We start from the raw sequence: 19,842 nt of genomic DNA, 5'->3' as shown, positions 1-19,842 counted from the left end.
GCGATGACCACGATCAGCCATGTGCGGCAATGCAATCCGCAATCGATGGTCAACTTTGCCGCCGATCTGGCTGCGCAAAACGGCACCTTCACGGCTCGTGTGGAGCAGATGGACCACGATGTCGTCTCCGCTATGAACAGTTGGCAGGGGGAGGCGGCCGCGGCGGCATCGGCGCGGGGACTGTCGCAGAAGCTGGCGGGTAATCATCTCGGGGAGACGGTCGTTGCGCTCGCCGACCACTTCAACGGCTACGGCAGCGAACTCGACGGCTACCGGACAACACTGCTGAACATTGTCGACCACGACCTCCCGCACGCTGGCATGGTCGTCGACGACGGCGGCAATGTCACTGCGCCGATGATGCCGTCGAAAACGGGTGCGTCGACCGCGCCGCTCGCGGTCGTGCTGATACAGCAGGCGTTGGATGCGCAGGCATCGGGTTTTCAGACTCGGATCAAGACCTTGCTGGTCCAGTTCGGGGATGCGGAAGCCAAAGCGGCACAAGCAATTACGTCCGAGCTTCAGCACCTGGGCGAGTACGAGAAGACGCCGGACGGGCCACCGGTCCGCTCGCAGGTCCAAGATATCCTCGACGGCAGGGCACAGCTGCCGACAGACCCGAAGCAACTGCACGACTTCTGGGAAACTCTGACCCCGGCAGAGAAGGACGCGCTGTGGCGGCATGATCAATACCTCGGTAATCGAGATGGTCTGCCGGTGGTCGACCGCGATCACTACAACCGGATGAAGTTGCAGGACGAACTTGCTCGCGCTCAAGCCGGTGACCCCGCGGTCAAGAACAGGCTTGACGATCTCCATACGGTCGTGTCCTCGATCAGCGGGCCTGATCGCTACCTTATGCTGCTCGACACTCAAACCGGTCACAATGCGCACGCAGCGGTATCCATCGGTAATCCCGATACTGCCGACCATGTTGCCACCTACGTGCCCGGCACGGGAGCGCAGCCATCCAAGATGTCCGACGATATGCTGAGGTCTCAGAAAATGTTCGACAGGGGCCGAGCGAGTGGTGCGGAACATCCCGCGGTGATTGCATGGATCGGATACGACACGCCCCCTACGCCGGTGGATGTCGGGCAGCATTTGGACCCGTTCAACTGGGACGTGAATGATGCGTCGAACCGCAAGTACGCCGATGCGGGAGTCTCCGCGCTGGACCGGTTCCAGGATGGCTTACGAGCCTCACACGATGGCGCACCGTCGTACAATTCGGTAGTGGCGCACAGTTACGGCACCACACTCGTGGGCGACGCGGCGGCTCACGGGCGCAGCATCAATGCTGACGCGGTGGCACTTGTAGCCAGCCCGGGGACTACGGTGAACCATGCCTCCGACCTCCATTTGACGGGTGTCCCGCAAGATCAGGTGCCGAACCACGTATTCGCTACCAAGGCACAGCACGATATGATTCAGATGGCATTGCTGGCCGATCCGTTCGGTGCCAGTCCGACAAATCCCGAGTTCGGAGCGCAGGTGTTCGCATCAGATCCCGGTCAGGATGGCCATACCGGTTACACCACCGCAGCGCACAGTCAATACTGGGATTTCGTCAACGGGAAACCGTGTAAGTCTCTGGTCAATCTCGGCGACATCATCGCCGGACACACCCCTACGGTGAAATGATGTCACGGATGTGGTCTAAAGCGCTTGCCGCCTCGGCAATAGCCGCAATGGTGCTACTGCCGACTGGATGCGCACACGAGGAGCACAAGGAGGCAAAATCAGTGGACCCATCGCTCACCGAAGAAGCGGCCCGTCAACGGATTTTCGGCTACCTCGAGAAGACTGCCGACGAGACCGGGATCGGATTCTCGATGTCTCCTGATGGGGATAATCATGGTTCCCCGTTTCAGCCAGCGGGGCCGATGCCGTGTTACGACGGCTACCAGGAGCACGGACCGCATCAGGTGCAAGTGAGTTACTGGGTTGTCGGGGTTCCAGCGGGTCAGACTGCACAGTATTTCGCGCGACTTCGGCAGACTTGGACGGGGTGGGGTTGGAAGCTGGACTCGGAGGCCACGTCGACGCTGGCAGGGCTGGGCACGCCGGACAACTACACATTCGTCTTGCAGGATGCCGGAAAGGGTGATGGCTGGTTGAGCGTCACGGCGGCCTCGCCATGCTTTCCTTACTCGGGAATGGGTTCGAAGACACCGCAGCCGACAGTGATCCAGCGTCCGTCATGAAAGTGACCGGGCCGGTCCGATTCGATTAAGGGTTCGCTGATGGCTCAGCATGACAGTGACTTCGGAGACCTCGGTGCGAAGGTGCAGCGCGCACACTACGCGATACAGCAGATCCGCGGAGTCGGCGTGGTGAACGGCATTCGGGTGATCGTGGACGCCGAGGATCGGTTGCTGTCGGTCACCGTGGACGACGAGAAGACAATCCTTGCTGCCTACGAGGCGGCGATCCAAGACAAGCAACCCAAGCTCGAGGAAGCCACACGCGAGTTGCGTGCCGATCCTCGCTTCGAAGCCATATCCACGTTCGCACAAGCGAACTCGGCGCAGGAAGAAGCGGAGCGGGCTCGGCGGCAACAGAAGCTCGAGGAAGCCGAAGACCGCTACTTCGAGGAACGCCACCGTCGAGGCTGGTTCGACCGCGGTTAGCCGTCAGTCGGGCAGCCACGGAACCACAATCTTCGCAACCTCGACAACTCGGTCGCACGGGACGACAGGGCTCCGCGAGTCCAGTCGAGTCACGGTGATGCTGTAGGAGCCCTGGGGTGAGGGAAAGATCAGGTGGCATTGATCGCCGGTCCGGTCGGATGTCGGGCGATAGCGCAGACCCTGGCGCCCCGCGATCGTGACCGGCACGAATTCGGCTCGGGCTTCTCCGCGTTCGAAGTCGCCGACTGTGGAGACTTGGGACCACACATCGACCGCGTAGGTCCGCAGGGTGTCGTGGCCGCCGTATCGTTTGAACCCGTGGAGGTGGGTGAAACCAGCGATGTTCGAGCTGAGCGTGGCGGGGTCGACGCCGATCCGCCGCCATACGTCGTGGGTGATCTTGCGAGGGTCCCAGAGCGGTTCTTCGGGGTCCCTCTGATCGGTAACCTTCATTATTTCCTCTCGACCGGCAGGGAATTATCGGTCAACGTTCTTGGGGGAAGCCACTATTCGCTCAACCACTGTTCGATCTGGTCGAGTGTTGGTGCCGAATGGATACGCTCGCCGTCTTCTTTGTCCAGCAATGACCATCCGTGCGTCGACTGCGTAGTGCGCACAAGGCGGTAACCTGCATGTGCTGCTCGCTCGATAAGAGGCTCCACTCGCGGGGTCTCCCTCTTTTCAAGCTTTGCTCGCCGGGCTTGGATCAGTTCGTCGGCGAGGCAGCCCTTTTCGGTGATGGCCCACACGGTCTCCTGCCCGATCCTCTTCTGTACGAGGCCGAGCCGTTCGAGCGAAGCGAGGCTGCTGTCTGCGGCGCTCTTGCCTTGCGCGGACTCGTCGGCGGCGAGCGCGCTCACGGTCAGACCGGACATGCCAGCCTCGGCCAACCGCCGCAGATTCCGCTGCTGGGCCGGGCTGTAACCGAGAATGATGCTTGGCCTGGTCATCGAGGTAAGACACTCCTGTTCGTGTGATCGTTCGAAGATTTCCGGGAAGCTGCTCGGCCGGGGGAGGGATTGACCCGCGGGCCTGCACTCACTGATCGGGATCGGTGTTGCGGCGCACGACCCACTGTTCGAGCCGATCCAGTGTGCCGCTGCATATAACGGCCCCGGCCGGGTCGATCAGGTTCCACCCGTAAGGCGGATTCGGTTCTCGCTCAACGTGATAGCCGCTTCCGGCAGCGTCTTCGATCCGGCACAGCCAATCCCTGACATCGGGGATCTCGCCGGAGTGACGAGTCATCGGTCGTCGCGTCCGTTGCCGAGTGCCAGCTCAGCTCCCCACATGCGGAACGTCGGCCGGAACCAGGTGCCCAGCCTGGACAAGTCGAAGCTTTGCCTGGCGCTTCACGGGGCAGATCGTCACCGGACAATCAAGGTGTTCCTGCATGATCGAATGCGCTTTCTCCGGCGTCATTATGGGAAGTTCGCTGTGGTCCGTAATCGGAAGCCCGTACATGTCTTCGACTCCAGCGGTTCGGCGAGGTGATCTTGGTTGCCTCGGTAGCTGGGGCCTAGCCGCTGCCGTCGCGTTCGGGCCGGACGGGTGAGGTGGTGGGAATCTCCCAGCTACTGGGGTGCCTCCATGTCTACGCGGATTTCATAGCTGCTGGAATCGCAATCTTCCGCTTCCGGCCTAGAAGTGCGACGATTCCTGCGCAGGCGGACCCGAGGGGGACGCCTCTATAGCGGGACCCTTCCAGAAATCGATGAAACCGATAGTGAGGGAAACGAATTGACAACTGGATCCACACTCGCGCGGCGCGGACTCGGGCGTGAGCTGAAGCGACTCCGGGAGCGCGCCAAGGTGAACCTGACCCAGGCCAGTCGACTCATAGGCGTGTCACCGCAGACCATTGGCCGCATGGAGGACGGTCTGCCCACCAAGGTATCCGACCTGTACATCAACACCCTGTGCGACGGCTACCGGGCCACCAAACGAGAGCGCGAGGTGGTCATGGATCTGGCTCTGGAGGTTCGTACCACGCAGCAGCGAGGCGGCGGCTGGTGGAGGCCGTATGCGAACGAACTGAAGGCGAAATTCGATCACTACATGGCTCTGGAGGAAGCGGCGCAAAGCTTTACCACTTGGCGGCTCAATGCCGTCCCTGGGCTGGTCCAGACTCTCGAGTACCGTCGCGCGATCACATGGACCGAGTCACCCGACATGCCGCCGGAACAGGTGGACAAGCGCGTCGAGATGTTCATCCGGCGTCAGGCCCGATTGAAAGATCCTGATTTCAGGATGGAAGTTCTCCTGTCGGAGTTCGCTCTCCGGGACCAGATCGGCGGCCCGAGTGTGATGCACGAGCAGCTGCATTACCTCCTGGAGGCGTCCGAGCTGCCTAATGTGACCATCCGCATCGTGCCGTTCGACGCCTCTGGGCATCTGGGCTCGATCGTTGGATCGTTTGCGCTGCTGGAGTTTCCGCGACTGCCTGCAACCGGACTGATCGCGCCGCCCGTAGTCTACGTGGAGGGATATGCGGGAGACCTCTACCTGGAGTTGGAGGCGGACGTCGACCGTTATCGCCATGCGTTGCAAGAGATCGGCCGGGTAGCGTTGGGTGAAGCCGAGTCCAGGGCGTTCATCCTGGCGGTAGCAAAGGAGTATGGCGAATGAACGTTGACCTGTCTGAGGCGAAGTGGATCAAGTCGAGCCGTAGCACCAGTTCGGGCGGGGAATGCGTGGAGGTGGCCCACCTGGGCGGTGGTCATGTCGGAGTCAGGGACAGCAAGAACCCGTCCGGTCCCGCGCTCGTCTTCACCTCCTCGGAGTGGACGGCTTTCACGAGTGGAGTAAAGGACGGCGGGTTCAACATCCCCGCGTGACGAAAGAGTAAGCCCCCCAGTGCCTTTCGGCGCTATGGGGGGTTTACTCATGTTCGGATCAGGCTCGACGGTTGGTTGGCAGTAGTTCTATTTGATGGGAAGCATCGGCGGTTCGAGGTCTCAAAATGGGAAGTGCGAGCTGTAAAATTGTGTGCCGCAAGCAAGTTCAACGACGCGACGAAATATTCTGCCTCTCACGGCTGTAGGTACGCCCACTGAACCGGCGTCTTTTTGTGGGCGGGGTGGTTCGTGCCGAGAGTCTGATACTGGAGCCTGGGTGTCCTGCCGCTCTGGTCTGGCTCGGGCCGACACCCGTGCGCTCGGGAGCGTCGATCAGGTTCGGCGTGCAACGACGACGGGTCGACAAGCTGGGGGATGGCAATGATCATCATAAATCGGTGTTCTGGCGGGTTTTTGGGTTGTACTCACTCCCGTTTCCCTATCAGTACTCTGCGATGAACGCGTATTTGGTGCGAGTTCACCCCCCGTCCGGCCGACAGAGTGCCTGTAAGAACACGATTTTGCAGCGAGTTCGCCCCTGTTTGCGTGCCAATGCATGCATCTGACAGGAGATGCCCTGGGAGGCCATCGATTTGACGCAAACAGCGTCAAACGATTTCTATGACAGCCGTTACTCCTATAAAGCGGCGCCCATGCTGCGGGTAATCGAGGATTCCGGCCAGGTCACCATGGTTCGCCTAGCGTACCGCCGCGCTGCCGCTGAGGGTTCATGCCATCCGATAGTTCAGACTGGCCACGAGTCGCTCATAGGTACCTTCCGGGTCTCCCCACATATTGGTTAGAACCACAGCGGAGGGGCGTTCCTCGAGTACCGCCAGCAGTTTGTCGTATATCCCCGCCAGGAACAGTGAGCCGCCCTCCAGTTCGATCACCCTGGCGCTATGTTGAATCCATTCGTCATCATTTTCTTTGGTGCGGCGTTCGAATCTTTCGATAGCGCTCTTCCGGGAGTCCAGCAGCACCACCTCGCGAAATTTCGCGTTCGCTCGGCGCGCGGCTTCCTCGAACTCCTTGATCTCGTGGATCGTGGCGAGGCACTGCGGGAGCAGGACATCATGCCCACCTCGCAGATGGCTGGTAGCCATGGCCAGCGCCACCGGTCGAAGCAGCCGGTGAGTCTGCGTCTCACGATCCTGCCACCCTCCGACGAGCCGATGAAGGTAGTCGATGTCGAGGCGCAATGTGCCGGGATGGCGCGACGCATACATCTCGGCGATAGTCGACTTGCCGATTCCGGGCGGTCCGTTGAGATGGACCAGCTGCGGCACGGACGACGTCATCGGCGGCATCCCGACGTTCGCCGGTCAGTAGTCGGCATTTCCCATCGCCCGCCGCATATCGGATTCCAGGGCCCACGCAATGTCGTCGAGTAGGTCTTCGTGCTGTCCCACTGTGGTACGCCGCCATTGCCCGGAGCCGTCATGTCGCCGCCTTGCTCGATCCTCGATGATACCTACGCAACATAGCACCAGGATCCCGACCGTTACGCCCAAACACGTTGCAGCCCAACATCCTCAAGAGTTCCACCGACCTCTGCGCCGACCAAATGCAGTTGGCCGCTGATGGTTTCGTGAACAGCGGTGCGACACGCGGTACTCGAGCGATCTTGTATCGACCATCCCGGGATCGATTCGACATCACCCGGACGCACTCGACTCGGCATGGGTGTGCGTTGGAGGCCATGCCGCTCAACTGTTCTGGATGTTCGACCAACGCGCGCCATCGGGCATGAGGGGACGTTGCGTCCGAGTTGGTAGATGTCGAGCACTTGGGTCTTTCAGTCGACGGGGATGTTCAACTCGTCGAGCAGGCCACGGACGCGGTTGCCGATCTGTTCGCGGATGCCGCGCACGACGTCGAGGGGTTGGCCGTCTGGGTCGGGCAGGTCCCAGTTCTCGTAGCGGCGGCCGGGGTAGATGGGGCAGGCGTCGCCGCAGCCCATGGTGATGATGACGTCGGCGGCGTGCAGGATTTCCTCGGTCCAGGGTTTGGGGTATTCGCGGGCGATGTCGATGCCGACCTCGGCCATGGCTTCGACCGCGACCGGGTTGATTTCGTGGCCGGGTTCGGAGCCGCCGGACCAGGCGACGGCGTGGTCTCCGGCGAGGTGGGTGAAATAGCCGAGTGCCATGTGGGAGCGTCCGGCGTTGTGGGTGCACAGGAACAGCACCGTGGGCTTGCCGGTCGGCATCTTGCCTTCCGCCTTGGCGAGGGCGTGCAGGCGTTGGCGGGCGAAGCGTTCGGCCAGCAGGGGCAGGAAGTTGACAACGGTAGCGCGGGAGGCGGATTGGTGGAACGAGGAGTACAGGTAGCTTTCGATGGTCTCGGTGCCGAAGAAGTTGGCGAACTCGCGGTTCAGCCGGGTCGCGGCGGTCTTCAACGCGAGTCGGTGGTCGATGGTGAGGGTGTTGGCGTGCGCGAGCGAGTTGTCGGTCATGGTGGTGCTCCGGTTTTAGTGCTGAACATCGTTGCGGGAGAGGCGGTTTCGTAACACGAGAGAAACGTAGACGAGTCCGACGAGGACAGGGACCTCGATGAGGGGCCCGACGACTCCGGCGAGGGCTTGGCCGGAGGAGGCGCCGTAGGTGGCGATCGCGACGGCGATGGCGAGTTCGAAGTTGTTGCCCGCGGCGGTGAACGCCATCGTGGTGGTACGCGCGTACCCGAGGTGCAGGAGTGCGCCGAGTAGGTAGCCGCCGCCCCACATGAGCGCGAAGTACGCCAGCAGCGGCAGCGCGATTCTTACGACATCGACGGGGTGGGCGGTGATCTGGCGGCCCTGCAGGGCGAACAGGATCACGATCGTGAACAGCAGCCCGTACAGTGCCCACGGCCCGAGCCGGGGCAGCAGGGTGGATTCGTACCACGTTCGGCCCCTGGCCTTTTCGCCGAGGCGGCGGGTGCCGAATCCGGCCAGCAACGGGATACCGAGGAAGATCAGCACCGATTTCGCGATCTGCCACGGCGAGGTGTGGATCGCGGTCTGCGCCAACCCGAGCCAGCCCGGCAGCGCCGACAGGTAGAGCCAGCCGAGGACCGCGAACATGACGACCTGGAAGATCGAGTTGAGCGCGACCAGCACGGCGGCGGCTTCACGGTCGCCGCAGGCGAGGTCGTTCCAGATGATCACCATCGCGATGCAGCGGGCCAGACCGACGATGATCAGTCCGGTCCGGTATGCGGGCAGATCCGGCAGCAACAGCCACGCCAGGGCGAACATCAACGCGGGGCCGATCACCCAGTTCAGCACGAGCGATCCGAGCAGGAGGCGGCGGTCGCCGGTGACGGCGTCGAGGCGGTCGTAGCGGACCTTCGCGAGCACCGGGTACATCATCACCAGCAGACCGACCGCGATCGGGAGCGAGATCCCGTCCACCTGCACCGCCGACAACCCGGCACCCAGGCCGGGGACCAGACGGCCCAGCAGCAGGCCCGCGACCATGGCGGCCCCGATCCACACGGGCAGGAACCGGTCCAGGGTGGACAGCTTGCCGACGACCGCAGCGGGCTCCGACGTGGTGGTCACGCGGTCACCGCCGCACCGGCCTCGATCGCCAGCAGCTGCGAAAGCCGTTGCAGCGCTTCGGGTACCACTCGGTAGTACACCCAGGACGCGCGGCGTTCGCTGGTCAGCAATCCGGCCTCGCGCAGCACTTTCAGATGGTGGGAGATGGTGGGCTGGCTGACGTCGATGCCGTCGGACACATCGCACACGCACGCCTCCTGCCCGACCCTGGACGCGATCGCCGACAGCAGCCGCAGCCGCACCGGGTCCGACAGTGCCTTGAACATCGTGGCCAGCTCGGTCGCGGTCTCGGCGTCCAGGGATGGGCGGGTGCGGGGCGTGGCCGCACACGCTGGTGTGGCCACGCCGATCGGCGGCAACTGCGACTTCGACATACATCGATATTGGCAACCATCGATATCGGAGACAAGCGAACGGCCGGTGAACTCGCCCACCGATCCAGCGTTACGAGCAGCAGCCGGAACCGGACGCGACCGCCTTGGCCTCGGCGTCGCTGCCGCAGCACGCCTGCACGGCTTCGGTGTCGCCGAGTTCGGGTGTGGTGCCGAAGGATTCACTGTCGGCGAGGACGGTGTAGACCTCCCAGCGTTCGGTGTCGGGTGCGGTGACCCAGACCTTGTCCTGGATGGCGAAGCAACACGTGGTCGCGATCTGCTCCTCGGTGAACAGGCCCGCCTGCGACAGGCGTGCGATCTCGGCGTGCACTTGGTCGGAGGATTCGACCTCGACGCCGAGGTGGTTGACGCTGCCGCCGTGCCCGGTGTTCTCGATGAGCACCAGCTTCAGCGGCGGCTCGGAGATGGCGAAGTTCGCGTAACCGGGCTTGCGCTTGGCGGGTTCGGTGTTGAACAAGGTCGAGTAGAACCGGACCGCCTGGTCGATGTCGTCGACGTTGAGGGCGAGTTGGACGCGAGACATGACGAGAACCTCCACTTGTGAGGCATATGTCGAAGAACTGACGGCACGAGTGTGCACCACATTTTCGACATATGTCAATGAAGTCGGTAGGGTTGGTTCCATGCCCAAGGCGTTGCCCGTGATCGACATGTCCACCCCCGTCTGCTGCCCACCGGTGGCCGCCGGGCCGGTCGACGACGCCGCCGCGCTCGAGGTGGCGTTGCGGCTCAAGGCGATTGCCGATCCGGTGCGGGTGAAGCTGATGTCACTGCTGCTGACCAGCCCCCTCGGCGAACAGAACAGCGGAGACCTCGCCACCGCGGTCGGGTTGTCGGAATCGACGGTCAGCCATCACCTGAGCCAGCTCCGCACCGCCGGTCTGATCGAATCCGAACGACGCGGCATGAACACCTACCACCGCGCCCGCCGCGACGCACTATCCGCCCTGTGTGTCGTCTTGGACCCCAACTGCTGCCGCTGACCTTCGGCAACCGTGCATTCGATCTGAGCCAACATCGAGGAATTGGGCACCACGGAACAAGTCCTCAGCGCCGGTAAATTCGGCACTATTTTGCAATTGACGGGACATAGCGTCGGGGTAACTAGATAGGTCGACCCCGATTCTGGCTCGGCTCGGGCTGGCCCGCGGGGTCTCGGCTTATTCATGCTGGGTCGAGTCGGCGGGTCTGGGGGGTTCTGGTGGCGTCCCGGGCGTGGTGGCGTGCAGGCGGCTGTGATGGTGGCGTGCCCGGTCGTTGTGGAGGATTCTGGTGGCGAGCAGATCGTGGCTGCCGGGCGATCTGGCGGCGAGGAGGAATGCGTGGAAAGCGCGCCGAGCAGGACGGCGATGTTTGCGGCCGTGTCGCGTGGATTGTTTCGCCTGGAGACGGCGTCGCCGTGGGTACTGGACGATGCGCTGGCCCTGGTGCTTGTCGGCCCGGTGTGGCAGCAGCTGCGAGACCGGTTCGATCCGCTGTTTCCCGGCGCGGTCCGTCGCGAGTCCCGCGCGGCTGTCTGCACCCGCAGCCGGTACGCCGAGGACCGGCTGGCTGCTGGTGCCTTCACGCAGTACGTGATTCTTGGGGCGGGGCTCGACTCGTTCGCGTGGCGGCGGCCGGATCTGCTCGGGTCGCTGACGGTGTTCGAGGTTGATCACCCTGCCTCCCAGGCATGGAAGCGCGAGCGGGTCAGGGTGCTCGGCCTGCCGCTCGGCGACTCGCAGGTATTCGTGCCGGTTGATTTCGAGGCCGAACCGGTTCGGGATGCGCTGGGCCTGGCCGGGTTCGACTGGGCGCGTCCGGCGATGTTCTGCTGGACGGGCGTGGCTCCCTATCTGACGGCACAGGCGATCGAGTCGACGTTGCGCACGATCGCGGCGGCTGCTGCCGGGTCCGAGGTGGTGTTCTCCTACCGGGCCGAGGACTGTGCGCTCGACGACGTGGGGACCGAATTCGCCCGGATCTACACGCCGATCGCGGCTTCTGTCGGCGAGCCTGTGCAGCCTGGCTGGCCGGTATCCGAGATCGAGAGGCTGATCGGCCGGTGCGGTCTGAAGGTCGTGGACCATCCGGCACGTGCAGACCTCCAGCAGCGATACTTCGCCGGCCGTACCGATGGCCTGCGGCCCTACACCTTCGAGACCCTGGTGGCCGCGCGGGTCACCTGAGCGAGCGCAGGCCACGCCTGGCAGCTTCACCGTCTGCGAGGGCCAGGCGGCGACCGTACGGCAGAGGAGTACGGCCGCCAGCGGATCACGGCGGACGCCCAGAGCGCCTGTCGTCATTGCCTTTTCGCGGACTCACGCCTTCGTTGTGGTCGGCTCTCGCGTGGGAGTGGTCTTTGCCGTGGGTCGGCGAGTGGTGATCAGGGTGAGGGTGAGTGCCACGGTGGTGAGGCCGGCGGCGGGCAGTGCGAGGCGGGTGGGGGCGATCCAGGTTTGGGCGAGCCCGCCGAGCGCGCCGCCGATCGCGACCCCGGCGTAGACCGACGCCGAGTTGAGGGCGAGCAGGATCGGTGACGCGGCCGGGGCGTGCGCGACGAGACGGTGTTGTTGCGGGATGAGAGGTACTCCCACGCAGATGCCCCAGACCGCGGCCCACACGATGGTGGTTGCCAGGTTGGCTGTTGCCCAGGGGCCGACGGCCAGCACGACCACCGTCGCGGCGAGGCCGATCAGCAGGACGCGCTCGGGAATGTAACGGTCGGTGAGCCGCCCGGCGAGGATGGTTCCGATCAATGTGCCGACGCCCCACGCGAACAGGATGCCGGTCAGTGTCGGTACGGATCCGTGGGTCACGTCGTTGAACGCTGCCCCGATGTACACGTAGAGAACATAGGTTCCGGCCAGTGCCAGCACGGTGACGCTCAGGACACCGAGAACCCATGGCTGCTTCAGTGGAGCGAGCCGCTGCCCGAGCGTGGCCGTCGGGAGGGAAACCTTGGGCATGCCGAACGCGATGCCGAGGCAGGCGATGAGCCCGAGTGCGGCGACCGCCCATAGCGTCAGATGCTAGTCGGTGCCGCCGATCAGTGTGCCGAGTGGCAGGCCCAGCGCGGTGGCCGTGGTCAGCCCGCCCATTACGAAGGCAAGGGCCGCGCCGCGACGTTGCGGCGGTGCGACGGCGGCGGCGGTGCTGGACGCCGCCGAGGTGATGATCCCGGCTCCGGCGGCGGTGACGATTCGGGCGGCCATGACCGCGCCGTAGCCGGTTCCCAGTGCGGTGGCAGCGTTTCCGACCACGAAGATGCTCAGCGCCAGGATCAGGGCCGTGCGCCGGTTCAGTCCGCTCGTGGCCGCGCCGAGGACGGGGGAGGCCACCGCGAAGGTCACGGCGAAGACGGTAACGAGCTGTCCCGCAGCGGGAGTGGTGGTACCCAGGTCCTCGGCGATGGCGGGCAGCAGACCCGCGATGACGAAACCGTCGACGCCGACGGCGAATGTCGCCAGCGCCAAGGGAAATAGCCGCTTGTACACAATCAACCTTCCCTACGATGGTTGGGGAACCGTCAAACTATCATTGGTTGGATGATTGTCCAATAGTCAAACGTTGCGCTAGGCTGGCTCACTGTGAAGGCGCAGGTGACCTGATGCGTGAGCTACCGCATCCCGCGACCGAGGACATCCGGCTGACCCAGCTCATGCACGCGCTGTCGGACCCGGCGCGGCTGGAGATCGTGGCCCGGCTCGCCGAAGGCGATGAGAACTGCACCGTCATCGGCAACGGTATCGAGCTGCACAAGTCGACACTGTCGCACCACTATCGCGTTCTCCGCGAGGCCGGACTCACCAGAACCACCGCGGATGGCCGGTCCCGCCTGGTCCGATTGCGCCGCGACGACCTGAACGACCGGTTTCCCGGACTGCTCGATTCGGTGTTGACCGCACTGCGGACCACGACACGGACCTGACCCTGAACCCGACCACACAGGCATTCCTGCGCCGCCTCGACGAGGCCGAACTGATCACCCCGCAACGCTCCACCGGTGGACACCGTCGCTTCTCGCGCTACCAACTGTGCATCGCCGCACGCCCGTGAACTCGTCGACCGCGGCACACCCCTGGAAGCCGCCTGCCGCATCATCACCCTCCAAGACCAACTCACCCAACAAGACTGACCGACCACCCACCACCCTCGCCCCCACTCACCGACCGAAGCACACGACCGGCGCCCACCCATCGACACGTGGATGCGTTGGAAACGCCATGGCGCCCAACTAGTCTGGACGACTGACCAGCGAGCGATATGTGGCATTATGGAGCGTTCGTGAGGCGTATTCGGCCCGGAGGGTGAGAGTTCGTGTCCGGGCCGAATTCTGTTCCGCCGGTGGGTTTATCGGGTGGGTTGCAGGATTTCGTACCAGCTGCCGGAGTCGTCGCGGAAGGTGGCCGACAGGCCCCATGGCCGCGGTTGCGGCTCGTGGAGGAAGGTGACGCCGCGGGTGGTGAGTTCTTTGTAGGTGGTGTGGCAGTCGGTGACGGTGAAGGTGCAGCCGATCAGGACGCCCTTGGCGATCAACGTGGTGAGTTGTTCGGCGGATTCGGGGTCCAGTGATGGTGGTCCGGGCACCATCAGGGTGAGTTGGGTGTCGGGCTGGTTCGGGGCGCCGACGGTGAGCCAGCGCATGCCCGGACCCATGGTGATGTCGGCGCGGACCTCGAGGCCGAGGGTGTCGGTGAAGAACTTCTTGGCCGAGTCCTGGTCGAGTACCCAGGCGGTGGCGGTGTTGATTGCTGTGATCATGGGTGGTTTCCCGTCGTGAATATGCCTGTGCTGTGGTCTATTTCGTCTTGGTGCCCTTGGTCCTGGGCTTCTTCGGCGGCAGGTCGCAGGTGACGTCGAAGGCCCATTCCAGCCAGTAGTCCAGGACGTCGTCGTCGAGGATTTCCTCATCCAGCAGCACCCAGCCGTTCTGCGGTGTGCCGCGCATGATCACCGGCTTCGCACCGGGCCGTGCGAGCGCGTCGGTCATGCGGTCCGGGCCCACGCGCACCATCAGGCCCTCGTCGTAGAGATTGGCCATCGCGTTGTCCTGCCACAGGAACGTCAGGCCCGCGAACATTTTCTTCGCGGTCACCCCGCGCGGGGCCAGCCGTTCGGTGATGCGGTCGGCGAGTACCTCGTCGTATGCCATGTCGCCCTCGCTTTCTGGATGCCGATCGAATGGGACCGAAACCGACGGTAGAAGCCGTTCAGGACAGAACTTGTCACCAATGCCTGGCACTCTGTGAAAATGACCCACGACCTGCCCGCGCGGATGCTGCGACTGCTGTCGCTGCTGCAAACCCGGCGCTGCTGGGCCGGGCACGAGCTGGCCGAACGCCTCGGAGTCACCCTACGCACGGTCCGCCGCGACATCGATCGGCTGCGCGAGATGGGCTACCCCGTCGACGCCACCACCGGACCCGCCGGTGGCTACCGGCTCACCTCCGGTACCGACCTGCCCCCGCTGCTCCTCGACGACGACGAAGCCGTCGCCGTCGCCCTCGCCCTGCGCACCGCCTCCAGCGGCATCACCGGCCTACAGGACACCGCCGGGCAAGCGCTCGCCAAACTCGAGCACGTCCTGCCTGCCCGGCTACGGCACCGCGTCACCGCCGTGAACGCCGCGACCGCCCCGATGGGGCCGCTGCCCTGGACTCCCGGCCCTCGCACCGATCCCGCCGTGCTGGCCACCCTCGCCGCCGCCTGCCGCGACCACGAAATCATCAGCTTCGACTACCGCACCCGCCACGGCAGCATCGATCGGCGACGCACCGAACCCCACACCCTGGTGTTCGTCACCGACCACTGGTACCTACTCGGCTACGACACCCACCACACCGACTGGCGGATCTACCGCGCCGACCGCATCACCGACCCCACCGCCACCGGACACCGCACCACCGCCCGCGAACTGCCCACCCCCGACCCAGCGGCCTACGTCGCCGCCCGGCTGGCCGCCGCGCCCACCCGCTACCGGCTCCGGGTCACCGCCCCGATCGACGCCGCCACCGCCACCGCCCGCGCCTACGCCCTCCCCGAACGCGTCCACGCCATCGACGACCACACCAGCACCCTCGACCTCGCCTCCGACAACCCCCGCGACATCGCCGCCCAACTCCTCGGCCTCGCCCCCGACGCCACCGTCACCGGAACCCCCGACCTCGCACCGCATCTCGAACAACTCGGCCGATTCCTCCTCGACACCGCCCACACCCTGACCACACCACCAACCAACTGCCGGGGCACAGATAATCGGACGCATTAAAGACACACAATTCGGCTCCTTAGAAACTTGTGTCACGGCCGATGCCCGGCCAGGCTCGGTCGAGGTATTCGGCGGGACGCTCTCAATTCGGCTGTCCACCAGCGGGTGTGACTCTCTTTTGGCGTGCGTCCTCGCCGGATACCGGGCGAGGTAGTGGCTCGAGAGGGGTCTGCCCAGCTCGAAGGAGCGTTGCCCTCCTCGCTGCACTGTCGTTGGTCGGCGGAGGAGGACACAGCCTTGACATCGGTCGTGATCGGTATGGATCCACACAAGCGGACGGCGACGATCGAGGTACTCGATCGCACGGAATCGGTGGTCGGCCAGGGCCGATTCGCCACCGACACCGCGGGGTATCGGGACATGCTCGCCTACGGGCGCCGGCACCGGGAGCGGGTGTGGGCGGTGGAGGGCTGCCACGGGATCGGCAAGCACCTGGCCCAAAGGCTGGTCGCCGACGGGGAATCCGTGGTCGACGTGCCACCCAAGCTGTCGGCGCGAGTACGGCTGTTGTCCACCGGGCAGGGCCGCAAGACCGACGCCACCGATGCGCACTCGATAGCGATCGCGGCGCTGCATGCGCAGGGCTTGGCGCAGGTGCGGCCCGATGATCACGTGGTGGCGTTGCGGATGCTGGCCGACCGCCGTGACGAACTCGGGGCGGCCCGCACCGGTACCGTCAGCCGCCTGCATCGGCTGCTGCTGGAGCTGATTCCCGGTGGCGCCAAACAGTTCCTGTCGGTCACCCAGGCCCGCGCGCTGCTCGCCAGCGTGCGGCCCCGCGACATCGTCGGCAAGACCCGGCGCCGGCTGGCGTCGGAATTGATCGGCGAACTCGCGGCGCTGGACAAGAAGATCAAGGCCGCCGATCGGGAGCTCACCGCGTTGCTCGCCGCGACCGGCACCAACCTGACCAGCTTGCACGGGATCGGACCATCCGCAGCGTCACGACTGCTCGGCGATATCGGCGACATTCACCGGTTCGCCAGCGCCGCACGGTTCGCCTCCTGGAACGGCACCGCACCCATCGATGCCTCCAGCGGCGACCACCGGCGGCATCGGTTGTCCCGCAAAGGAAACCGGCGCATCAACAGGGTGTTGCACATTATGGCGATCGTGCAGTTGCGTCACGACACCACCGGCCGCGCCTACTACCGACGCAAACTCGCCGAGGGGAAACCCCCGATGGAAGCGTTGCGCAGCCTGAAACGACGCCTGTCCGACGTGGTCTACAAACAAATGATCCATGACACGCAACGAAATTCGGAAGCGAGCCCGGAAGGGCAGACGGGGGCGACTCTGACATCCAGCGCGGCCGACCAATCCCCGGCGATCGACACTTCGGACAAGCCACTTCCCGGACCCGCCACCAGCGACACTACGCCGTCTCCGGCCACCCTCTTGACATAGAGGGGTGCCATGAGCGCGCATTGGGAGACCATGTCGGCCAACCGATCTGAACGATCGACCAACGCCCGCCCCGCGGCATGAGCGGACGTCGACTAGGTGACTTTTCACCTCGCCGAGGGCACGCCGCCGACAGACTTGTTGAACACCAACCGTTTCGACACGTTTGTTGAGCACCGCGCCCAGGCCGGTCGACTTGGTGATTCGGTGTGCCTCGCAGCGGTGAGTGGCGGTGTTTCCCGTCGTCAGGTGGCGCCTCCGATCGTGAAACCAGGGGTATGGACCGCGTGGTGAAGAGGTGGGCCGGCGAACCGGCCCGGCAAACCCCGTCCCCGGGGTCAAGAGGGGCATCGCACCACATGCGCGCGCACGTGATGAAAGATTCCAGCGCCGGTGACCGCGCCAGCCCACTGACGCCGACATTTTCGCCGACATTTCGGCCGCCATGGAGCGCGTCGCCCGCGACCTGCGTGACGCCGCCGCCCTGCATCAGATCACTCAACTCGGGAACGAGCACCGGACTCCGCCCTGAACCGGCGCGGACCTCGCCGCCCGGGCCGGGGCGGACGTGGCCGCGATCCAGGCCATCCTCGCTGGCCTCGACTACCGAACCGTGCCCGGCATCGGCCAGCCCTGACACCCCACACGCCCGCAGCCGCCGGAAGGGGCATCGGAGGTTCCCGCCGACGGGCTGTGAGCCGCATCCGATATCGCTAGGGCACCGGCGACCCGACGGGTGGTGCCCCGATGGGATAGTCGACCACTCCATTCCCAGCCACCGCCGCTACCCGGGTGGCGACCGGTCGGAAGACGATCGGCCGTAACCGGTCCGGAATGTCGGCAGCTCACCGACGGACTCGACCACCGCACCCGCGCGTACCACTACTGACGGCGCCTTCTTACTGATCGGGCGGCATGAACAGGGGGTTCCCGGCCGCGGCGGCTGGGCCCGGCCGGGAGGGTTTCGCTGGTCAGTGGGTGAAGGTCACCGCGGAGGCGTTGGCGGTGAGCTGGGTGACGCCAGTGGCGCAGTTGCCTTGCAGGGTGACGATGAGCGGGACTGCGTTGATGGTGTCACCTTTGAAGAGGCCATCGGTGATGGTGGCGCTGATCTGGATCGGCGAGTCGACGGCCAGCGGGGTGATGGCGACGGTGAAGTCGAAGCTGCTCTTCGTGCCGTCGGCCCAGTCGATGGTGCCATTCTTGCCGGTGATGGCGAGATTGGCGCAGGTCGCGTTCGTCGCCGAGCCCCGTGCCTGGTCGACCGACCCGATGCCGTGCGGACTGGTTGAGCCGTCGCCCAGCACGCAATTGGACAGCAATGCCGACCCGAGCGCGTCGATGTTCTGCGGAGCCAAGGTGACTCCCGGGGCGAGGGTGAACCCGAACGCGGCCGCACAGGTCATGTCGACGGTGGCGGCGTGCGCTTCGGTGGGGTCGGCGATGCTGCCGTATCCCATTCCCGCGAACGCGAGCAGGAAGGCCGCCGCAAGAACGTGCAGCCGGCGTGCAGAAAAACGAACGGGCATCGCGCCGGTGGTGGCGGCGCTGTGGTGAATGTTCATGACGTAGAAAACCTCGTAGAATTAGTTGAATGTTACGGATCCACGTTTCCGTGAGGCTTGATCCGGGACAAAACGTCCCGCCATGCGGATACGTCGATCCTGATCCGAATGTCGAGACCCGAATTGAACGGCAGAACCTCACTGTGAGGTTCTGGGTATGCGCAGCCGATGCGCTCACCAGCAGACCCGAGACCCGAACGCCCAGTACGCAAACGGCCCCGGCGACCGGAAATCAAGTGATACGCTTCATATTCTGTCCTCGTCTATCGGGAAGGGTTTTTGGGGAGGACATCTCATTGTCGTCTCTTACGCAAAAGAGTTCAACGATGTCGATGGAAGTGAATGCCGATCTGTAACCCCGGGTGTATCACATATACACTGTGCCGTGTAATATTAGGGGAAGCAGGAGTTGGAAACTGGGCGCGCGCATTTTATTACCCCTATTCGGTGCCCTCGTTCGTCCGCTCGTCATTGGTGCCACCTGGCAGTGCGGAAACACCACCACCCATCACTGCGAGTCACAGTGATCCGGTCCGGCTGGGCTGGTGTTCAACCCGATCTCAACGCTCTGGCGCTGCGCCCGGCGATGGATCGTTGCATCCATCCGATCCGGGAACCGAGGAGATCTCCCGTGGCCGGTATCGCGCAGCCAGGCGTTCGGTGTTCGCCCTGCTGGCAAACTCCGCGCAGAAGACCAGGGGGTCCGGTGGCGGCATGTCGAAGACCGAGTAGTAGTCCCGGAACTTCCATCCCCCGAGAGGCTGCACAGGGAAATCACCCACTGATTAGGCACCTGGAAGCTGTCGGCGACAGCAAGACCGTGCAGCGTCGAGGAGAAGACGAACTCGCAGGATGCGATCTGCTTGATCACCTCTATTGGGTGGCGCCGTACTTCGATCACCTTGATCTTGGGGAACAGTTCCCCCGCTCGATGGATCCGCAGGTCCTTCTGGCTCCACAGATGAGGGACCAGCCCACGAACGCGTCCTTGTTCGGGCTGTACCGGCGGCGTGCTGGCCGGGGTGTCCAGCTCGACGGATGAGGTCGCGGACGGCGATGATGGTATCGACGAGGTCGAAGACGGCGTCGATGACTTTCTCCCGGCGTTCGTATCTTCATCGCTGTCCCAGGCCCAAATGGCATGCGACTGACGAGGTCATCGCGTAGACGTAGTCATACCTGTCGGAGTCATACCTGTCGGACAACCACCC

At 64.4% G+C, this 19,842-nt stretch carries 24 protein-coding genes and 1 pseudogene; 11 read left to right on the top strand and 14 right to left on the bottom strand.

Annotated features, from left to right (window positions below; genetic code table 11):
* Positions 1-3: 3 nt before the first annotated feature.
* The 3 genes from HPY32_RS41190 to HPY32_RS41180 are packed head-to-tail and all read left to right on the top strand — an operon-like array spanning position 4 to position 2,633.
* Positions 4-1,644 (top strand): alpha/beta hydrolase, encoded by a 1,641-nt coding sequence (locus HPY32_RS41190; RefSeq protein WP_067586995.1) that lies wholly within the window; start codon positions 4-6, stop codon positions 1,642-1,644.
* 8 nt (positions 1,645-1,652) lie between these two features.
* Positions 1,653-2,207, top strand: coding sequence for a hypothetical protein (locus tag HPY32_RS41185; RefSeq protein ID WP_156674399.1), 555 nt, complete (start codon positions 1,653-1,655; stop codon positions 2,205-2,207).
* 39 nt (positions 2,208-2,246) lie between these two features.
* Complete coding sequence (locus tag HPY32_RS41180) at positions 2,247-2,633, top strand: hypothetical protein (protein WP_067587003.1); 387 nt, start codon at positions 2,247-2,249, stop codon at positions 2,631-2,633.
* A 3-nt stretch (positions 2,634-2,636) separates the two neighbouring features.
* On the opposite strand, the gene HPY32_RS41175 is transcribed toward HPY32_RS41180, so the two are convergent.
* The 3 genes from HPY32_RS41175 to HPY32_RS41165 all read right to left on the bottom strand — a co-directional run bounded on the left by HPY32_RS41175 (position 2,637) and on the right by HPY32_RS41165 (position 3,881).
* Entirely contained in the window at positions 2,637-3,086 is a 450-nt protein-coding gene (locus HPY32_RS41175; RefSeq protein ID WP_067587006.1) for a DUF3558 family protein, read from the bottom strand.
* A 53-nt stretch (positions 3,087-3,139) separates the two neighbouring features.
* A complete protein-coding gene (locus tag HPY32_RS41170) occupies positions 3,140-3,583 on the bottom strand; it encodes a hypothetical protein (protein ID WP_082871281.1) in 444 nt (147 codons plus the stop codon).
* Between the two features lie 88 nt (positions 3,584-3,671).
* A complete protein-coding gene (locus HPY32_RS41165; RefSeq protein WP_067587013.1) occupies positions 3,672-3,881 on the bottom strand; it encodes a hypothetical protein in 210 nt (69 codons plus the stop codon).
* 399 nt (positions 3,882-4,280) lie between these two features.
* Here HPY32_RS41165 and HPY32_RS41160 point away from each other — a divergent pair, with 399 nt between their 5' ends.
* Positions 4,281-5,261 carry a helix-turn-helix domain-containing protein gene (locus HPY32_RS41160; RefSeq protein ID WP_269456506.1) on the top strand — a complete coding sequence of 327 codons (981 nt, stop codon included), beginning with the start codon at positions 4,281-4,283 and terminating at the stop codon, positions 5,259-5,261.
* Positions 5,258-5,470 carry a DUF397 domain-containing protein gene (locus HPY32_RS41155; protein ID WP_082871283.1) on the top strand — a complete coding sequence of 71 codons (213 nt, stop codon included), beginning with the start codon at positions 5,258-5,260 and terminating at the stop codon, positions 5,468-5,470. The genes HPY32_RS41160 and HPY32_RS41155 overlap by 4 nt, the downstream gene beginning before the upstream one ends.
* A 728-nt stretch (positions 5,471-6,198) precedes the next feature.
* Here HPY32_RS41155 and HPY32_RS41150 read toward each other — a convergent pair.
* From HPY32_RS41150 to HPY32_RS41130, 5 genes are all read right to left on the bottom strand, one after another.
* Entirely contained in the window at positions 6,199-6,771 is a 573-nt protein-coding gene (locus HPY32_RS41150; RefSeq protein ID WP_197696475.1) for an AAA family ATPase, read from the bottom strand.
* Between the two features lie 497 nt (positions 6,772-7,268).
* Positions 7,269-7,928: an arsenate reductase ArsC gene (locus HPY32_RS41145; RefSeq protein WP_067587018.1), complete on the bottom strand. Its 660-nt coding sequence runs from the start codon at positions 7,926-7,928 to the stop codon at positions 7,269-7,271.
* 15 nt (positions 7,929-7,943) lie between these two features.
* A complete protein-coding gene (arsB, locus tag HPY32_RS41140; RefSeq protein WP_067587020.1) occupies positions 7,944-9,017 on the bottom strand; it encodes an ACR3 family arsenite efflux transporter in 1,074 nt (357 codons plus the stop codon).
* Positions 9,014-9,283: an ArsR/SmtB family transcription factor gene (locus HPY32_RS41135; RefSeq protein WP_228787241.1), complete on the bottom strand. Its 270-nt coding sequence runs from the start codon at positions 9,281-9,283 to the stop codon at positions 9,014-9,016. Before HPY32_RS41135 ends, arsB begins: the two co-directional genes overlap by 4 nt.
* A 178-nt stretch (positions 9,284-9,461) precedes the next feature.
* Entirely contained in the window at positions 9,462-9,935 is a 474-nt protein-coding gene (locus HPY32_RS41130; protein ID WP_067595631.1) for an ArsI/CadI family heavy metal resistance metalloenzyme, read from the bottom strand.
* A 100-nt stretch (positions 9,936-10,035) separates the two neighbouring features.
* Between HPY32_RS41130 and HPY32_RS41125 the strand changes: the two genes are divergently transcribed.
* Both HPY32_RS41125 and HPY32_RS41120 read left to right on the top strand, forming a co-directional pair.
* Complete coding sequence (locus HPY32_RS41125) at positions 10,036-10,395, top strand: Rv2640c family ArsR-like transcriptional regulator (RefSeq protein ID WP_067587028.1); 360 nt, start codon at positions 10,036-10,038, stop codon at positions 10,393-10,395.
* 240 nt (positions 10,396-10,635) lie between these two features.
* On the top strand, positions 10,636-11,580 hold the full coding sequence (locus tag HPY32_RS41120; protein ID WP_231951607.1) for a class I SAM-dependent methyltransferase: 945 nt from the start codon (positions 10,636-10,638) through the stop codon (positions 11,578-11,580).
* 132 nt (positions 11,581-11,712) lie between these two features.
* On the opposite strand, the gene HPY32_RS44225 is transcribed toward HPY32_RS41120, so the two are convergent.
* A complete protein-coding gene (locus tag HPY32_RS44225) occupies positions 11,713-12,360 on the bottom strand; it encodes an MFS transporter (protein WP_197696476.1) in 648 nt (215 codons plus the stop codon).
* A 63-nt stretch (positions 12,361-12,423) separates the two neighbouring features.
* On the bottom strand, positions 12,424-12,888 hold the full coding sequence (locus tag HPY32_RS44220) for an MFS transporter (RefSeq protein ID WP_197696477.1): 465 nt from the start codon (positions 12,886-12,888) through the stop codon (positions 12,424-12,426).
* Between the two features lie 113 nt (positions 12,889-13,001).
* Here HPY32_RS44220 and HPY32_RS41110 point away from each other — a divergent pair, with 113 nt between their 5' ends.
* Positions 13,002-13,322 carry an ArsR/SmtB family transcription factor gene (locus HPY32_RS41110; RefSeq protein WP_067587032.1) on the top strand — a complete coding sequence of 107 codons (321 nt, stop codon included), beginning with the start codon at positions 13,002-13,004 and terminating at the stop codon, positions 13,320-13,322.
* Positions 13,319-13,529 (top strand): annotated as a pseudogene (locus tag HPY32_RS45400) (MerR family transcriptional regulator). The gene HPY32_RS41110 and the pseudogene HPY32_RS45400 overlap by 4 nt, the downstream one beginning before the upstream one ends.
* 215 nt (positions 13,530-13,744) lie before the next feature.
* Here the strand turns inward: HPY32_RS45400 and HPY32_RS41105 are convergent.
* On the bottom strand, positions 13,745-14,155 hold the full coding sequence (locus HPY32_RS41105) for a VOC family protein (protein ID WP_067587034.1): 411 nt from the start codon (positions 14,153-14,155) through the stop codon (positions 13,745-13,747).
* 37 nt (positions 14,156-14,192) lie between these two features.
* The gene (locus HPY32_RS41100; RefSeq protein WP_067587036.1) at positions 14,193-14,546 is read right to left on the bottom strand and encodes a TfoX/Sxy family protein; all 354 of its coding nucleotides are present in this window, start codon (positions 14,544-14,546) and stop codon (positions 14,193-14,195) included.
* 99 nt (positions 14,547-14,645) lie between these two features.
* On the opposite strand from HPY32_RS41100, the gene HPY32_RS41095 reads away from it, so the two are divergent.
* Both HPY32_RS41095 and HPY32_RS41090 read left to right on the top strand, forming a co-directional pair.
* On the top strand, positions 14,646-15,662 hold the full coding sequence (locus HPY32_RS41095) for a helix-turn-helix transcriptional regulator (protein WP_067587038.1): 1,017 nt from the start codon (positions 14,646-14,648) through the stop codon (positions 15,660-15,662).
* A gap of 237 nt (positions 15,663-15,899) precedes the next feature.
* Entirely contained in the window at positions 15,900-17,069 is a 1,170-nt protein-coding gene (locus HPY32_RS41090; protein WP_156674401.1) for an IS110 family RNA-guided transposase, read from the top strand.
* Positions 17,070-18,037: 968 nt separating this feature from the next.
* Here HPY32_RS41090 and HPY32_RS41085 read toward each other — a convergent pair.
* Together HPY32_RS41085 and HPY32_RS46705 are read right to left on the bottom strand one after the other, a co-directional pair.
* Positions 18,038-18,631 (bottom strand): hypothetical protein, encoded by a 594-nt coding sequence (locus tag HPY32_RS41085; protein ID WP_067587043.1) that lies wholly within the window; start codon positions 18,629-18,631, stop codon positions 18,038-18,040.
* Positions 18,632-19,139: 508 nt separating this feature from the next.
* Entirely contained in the window at positions 19,140-19,661 is a 522-nt protein-coding gene (locus HPY32_RS46705) for a polysaccharide pyruvyl transferase family protein (RefSeq protein WP_216676847.1), read from the bottom strand.
* Positions 19,662-19,842: the final 181 nt, after the last annotated feature.

This window comes from Nocardia terpenica, assembly GCF_013186535.1.
GTDB lineage: Bacteria > Actinomycetota > Actinomycetes > Mycobacteriales > Mycobacteriaceae > Nocardia > Nocardia terpenica.
Note: the sequence above shows the minus strand (reverse complement) of the source record. Positions and strands in the feature narration are given on the sequence as shown.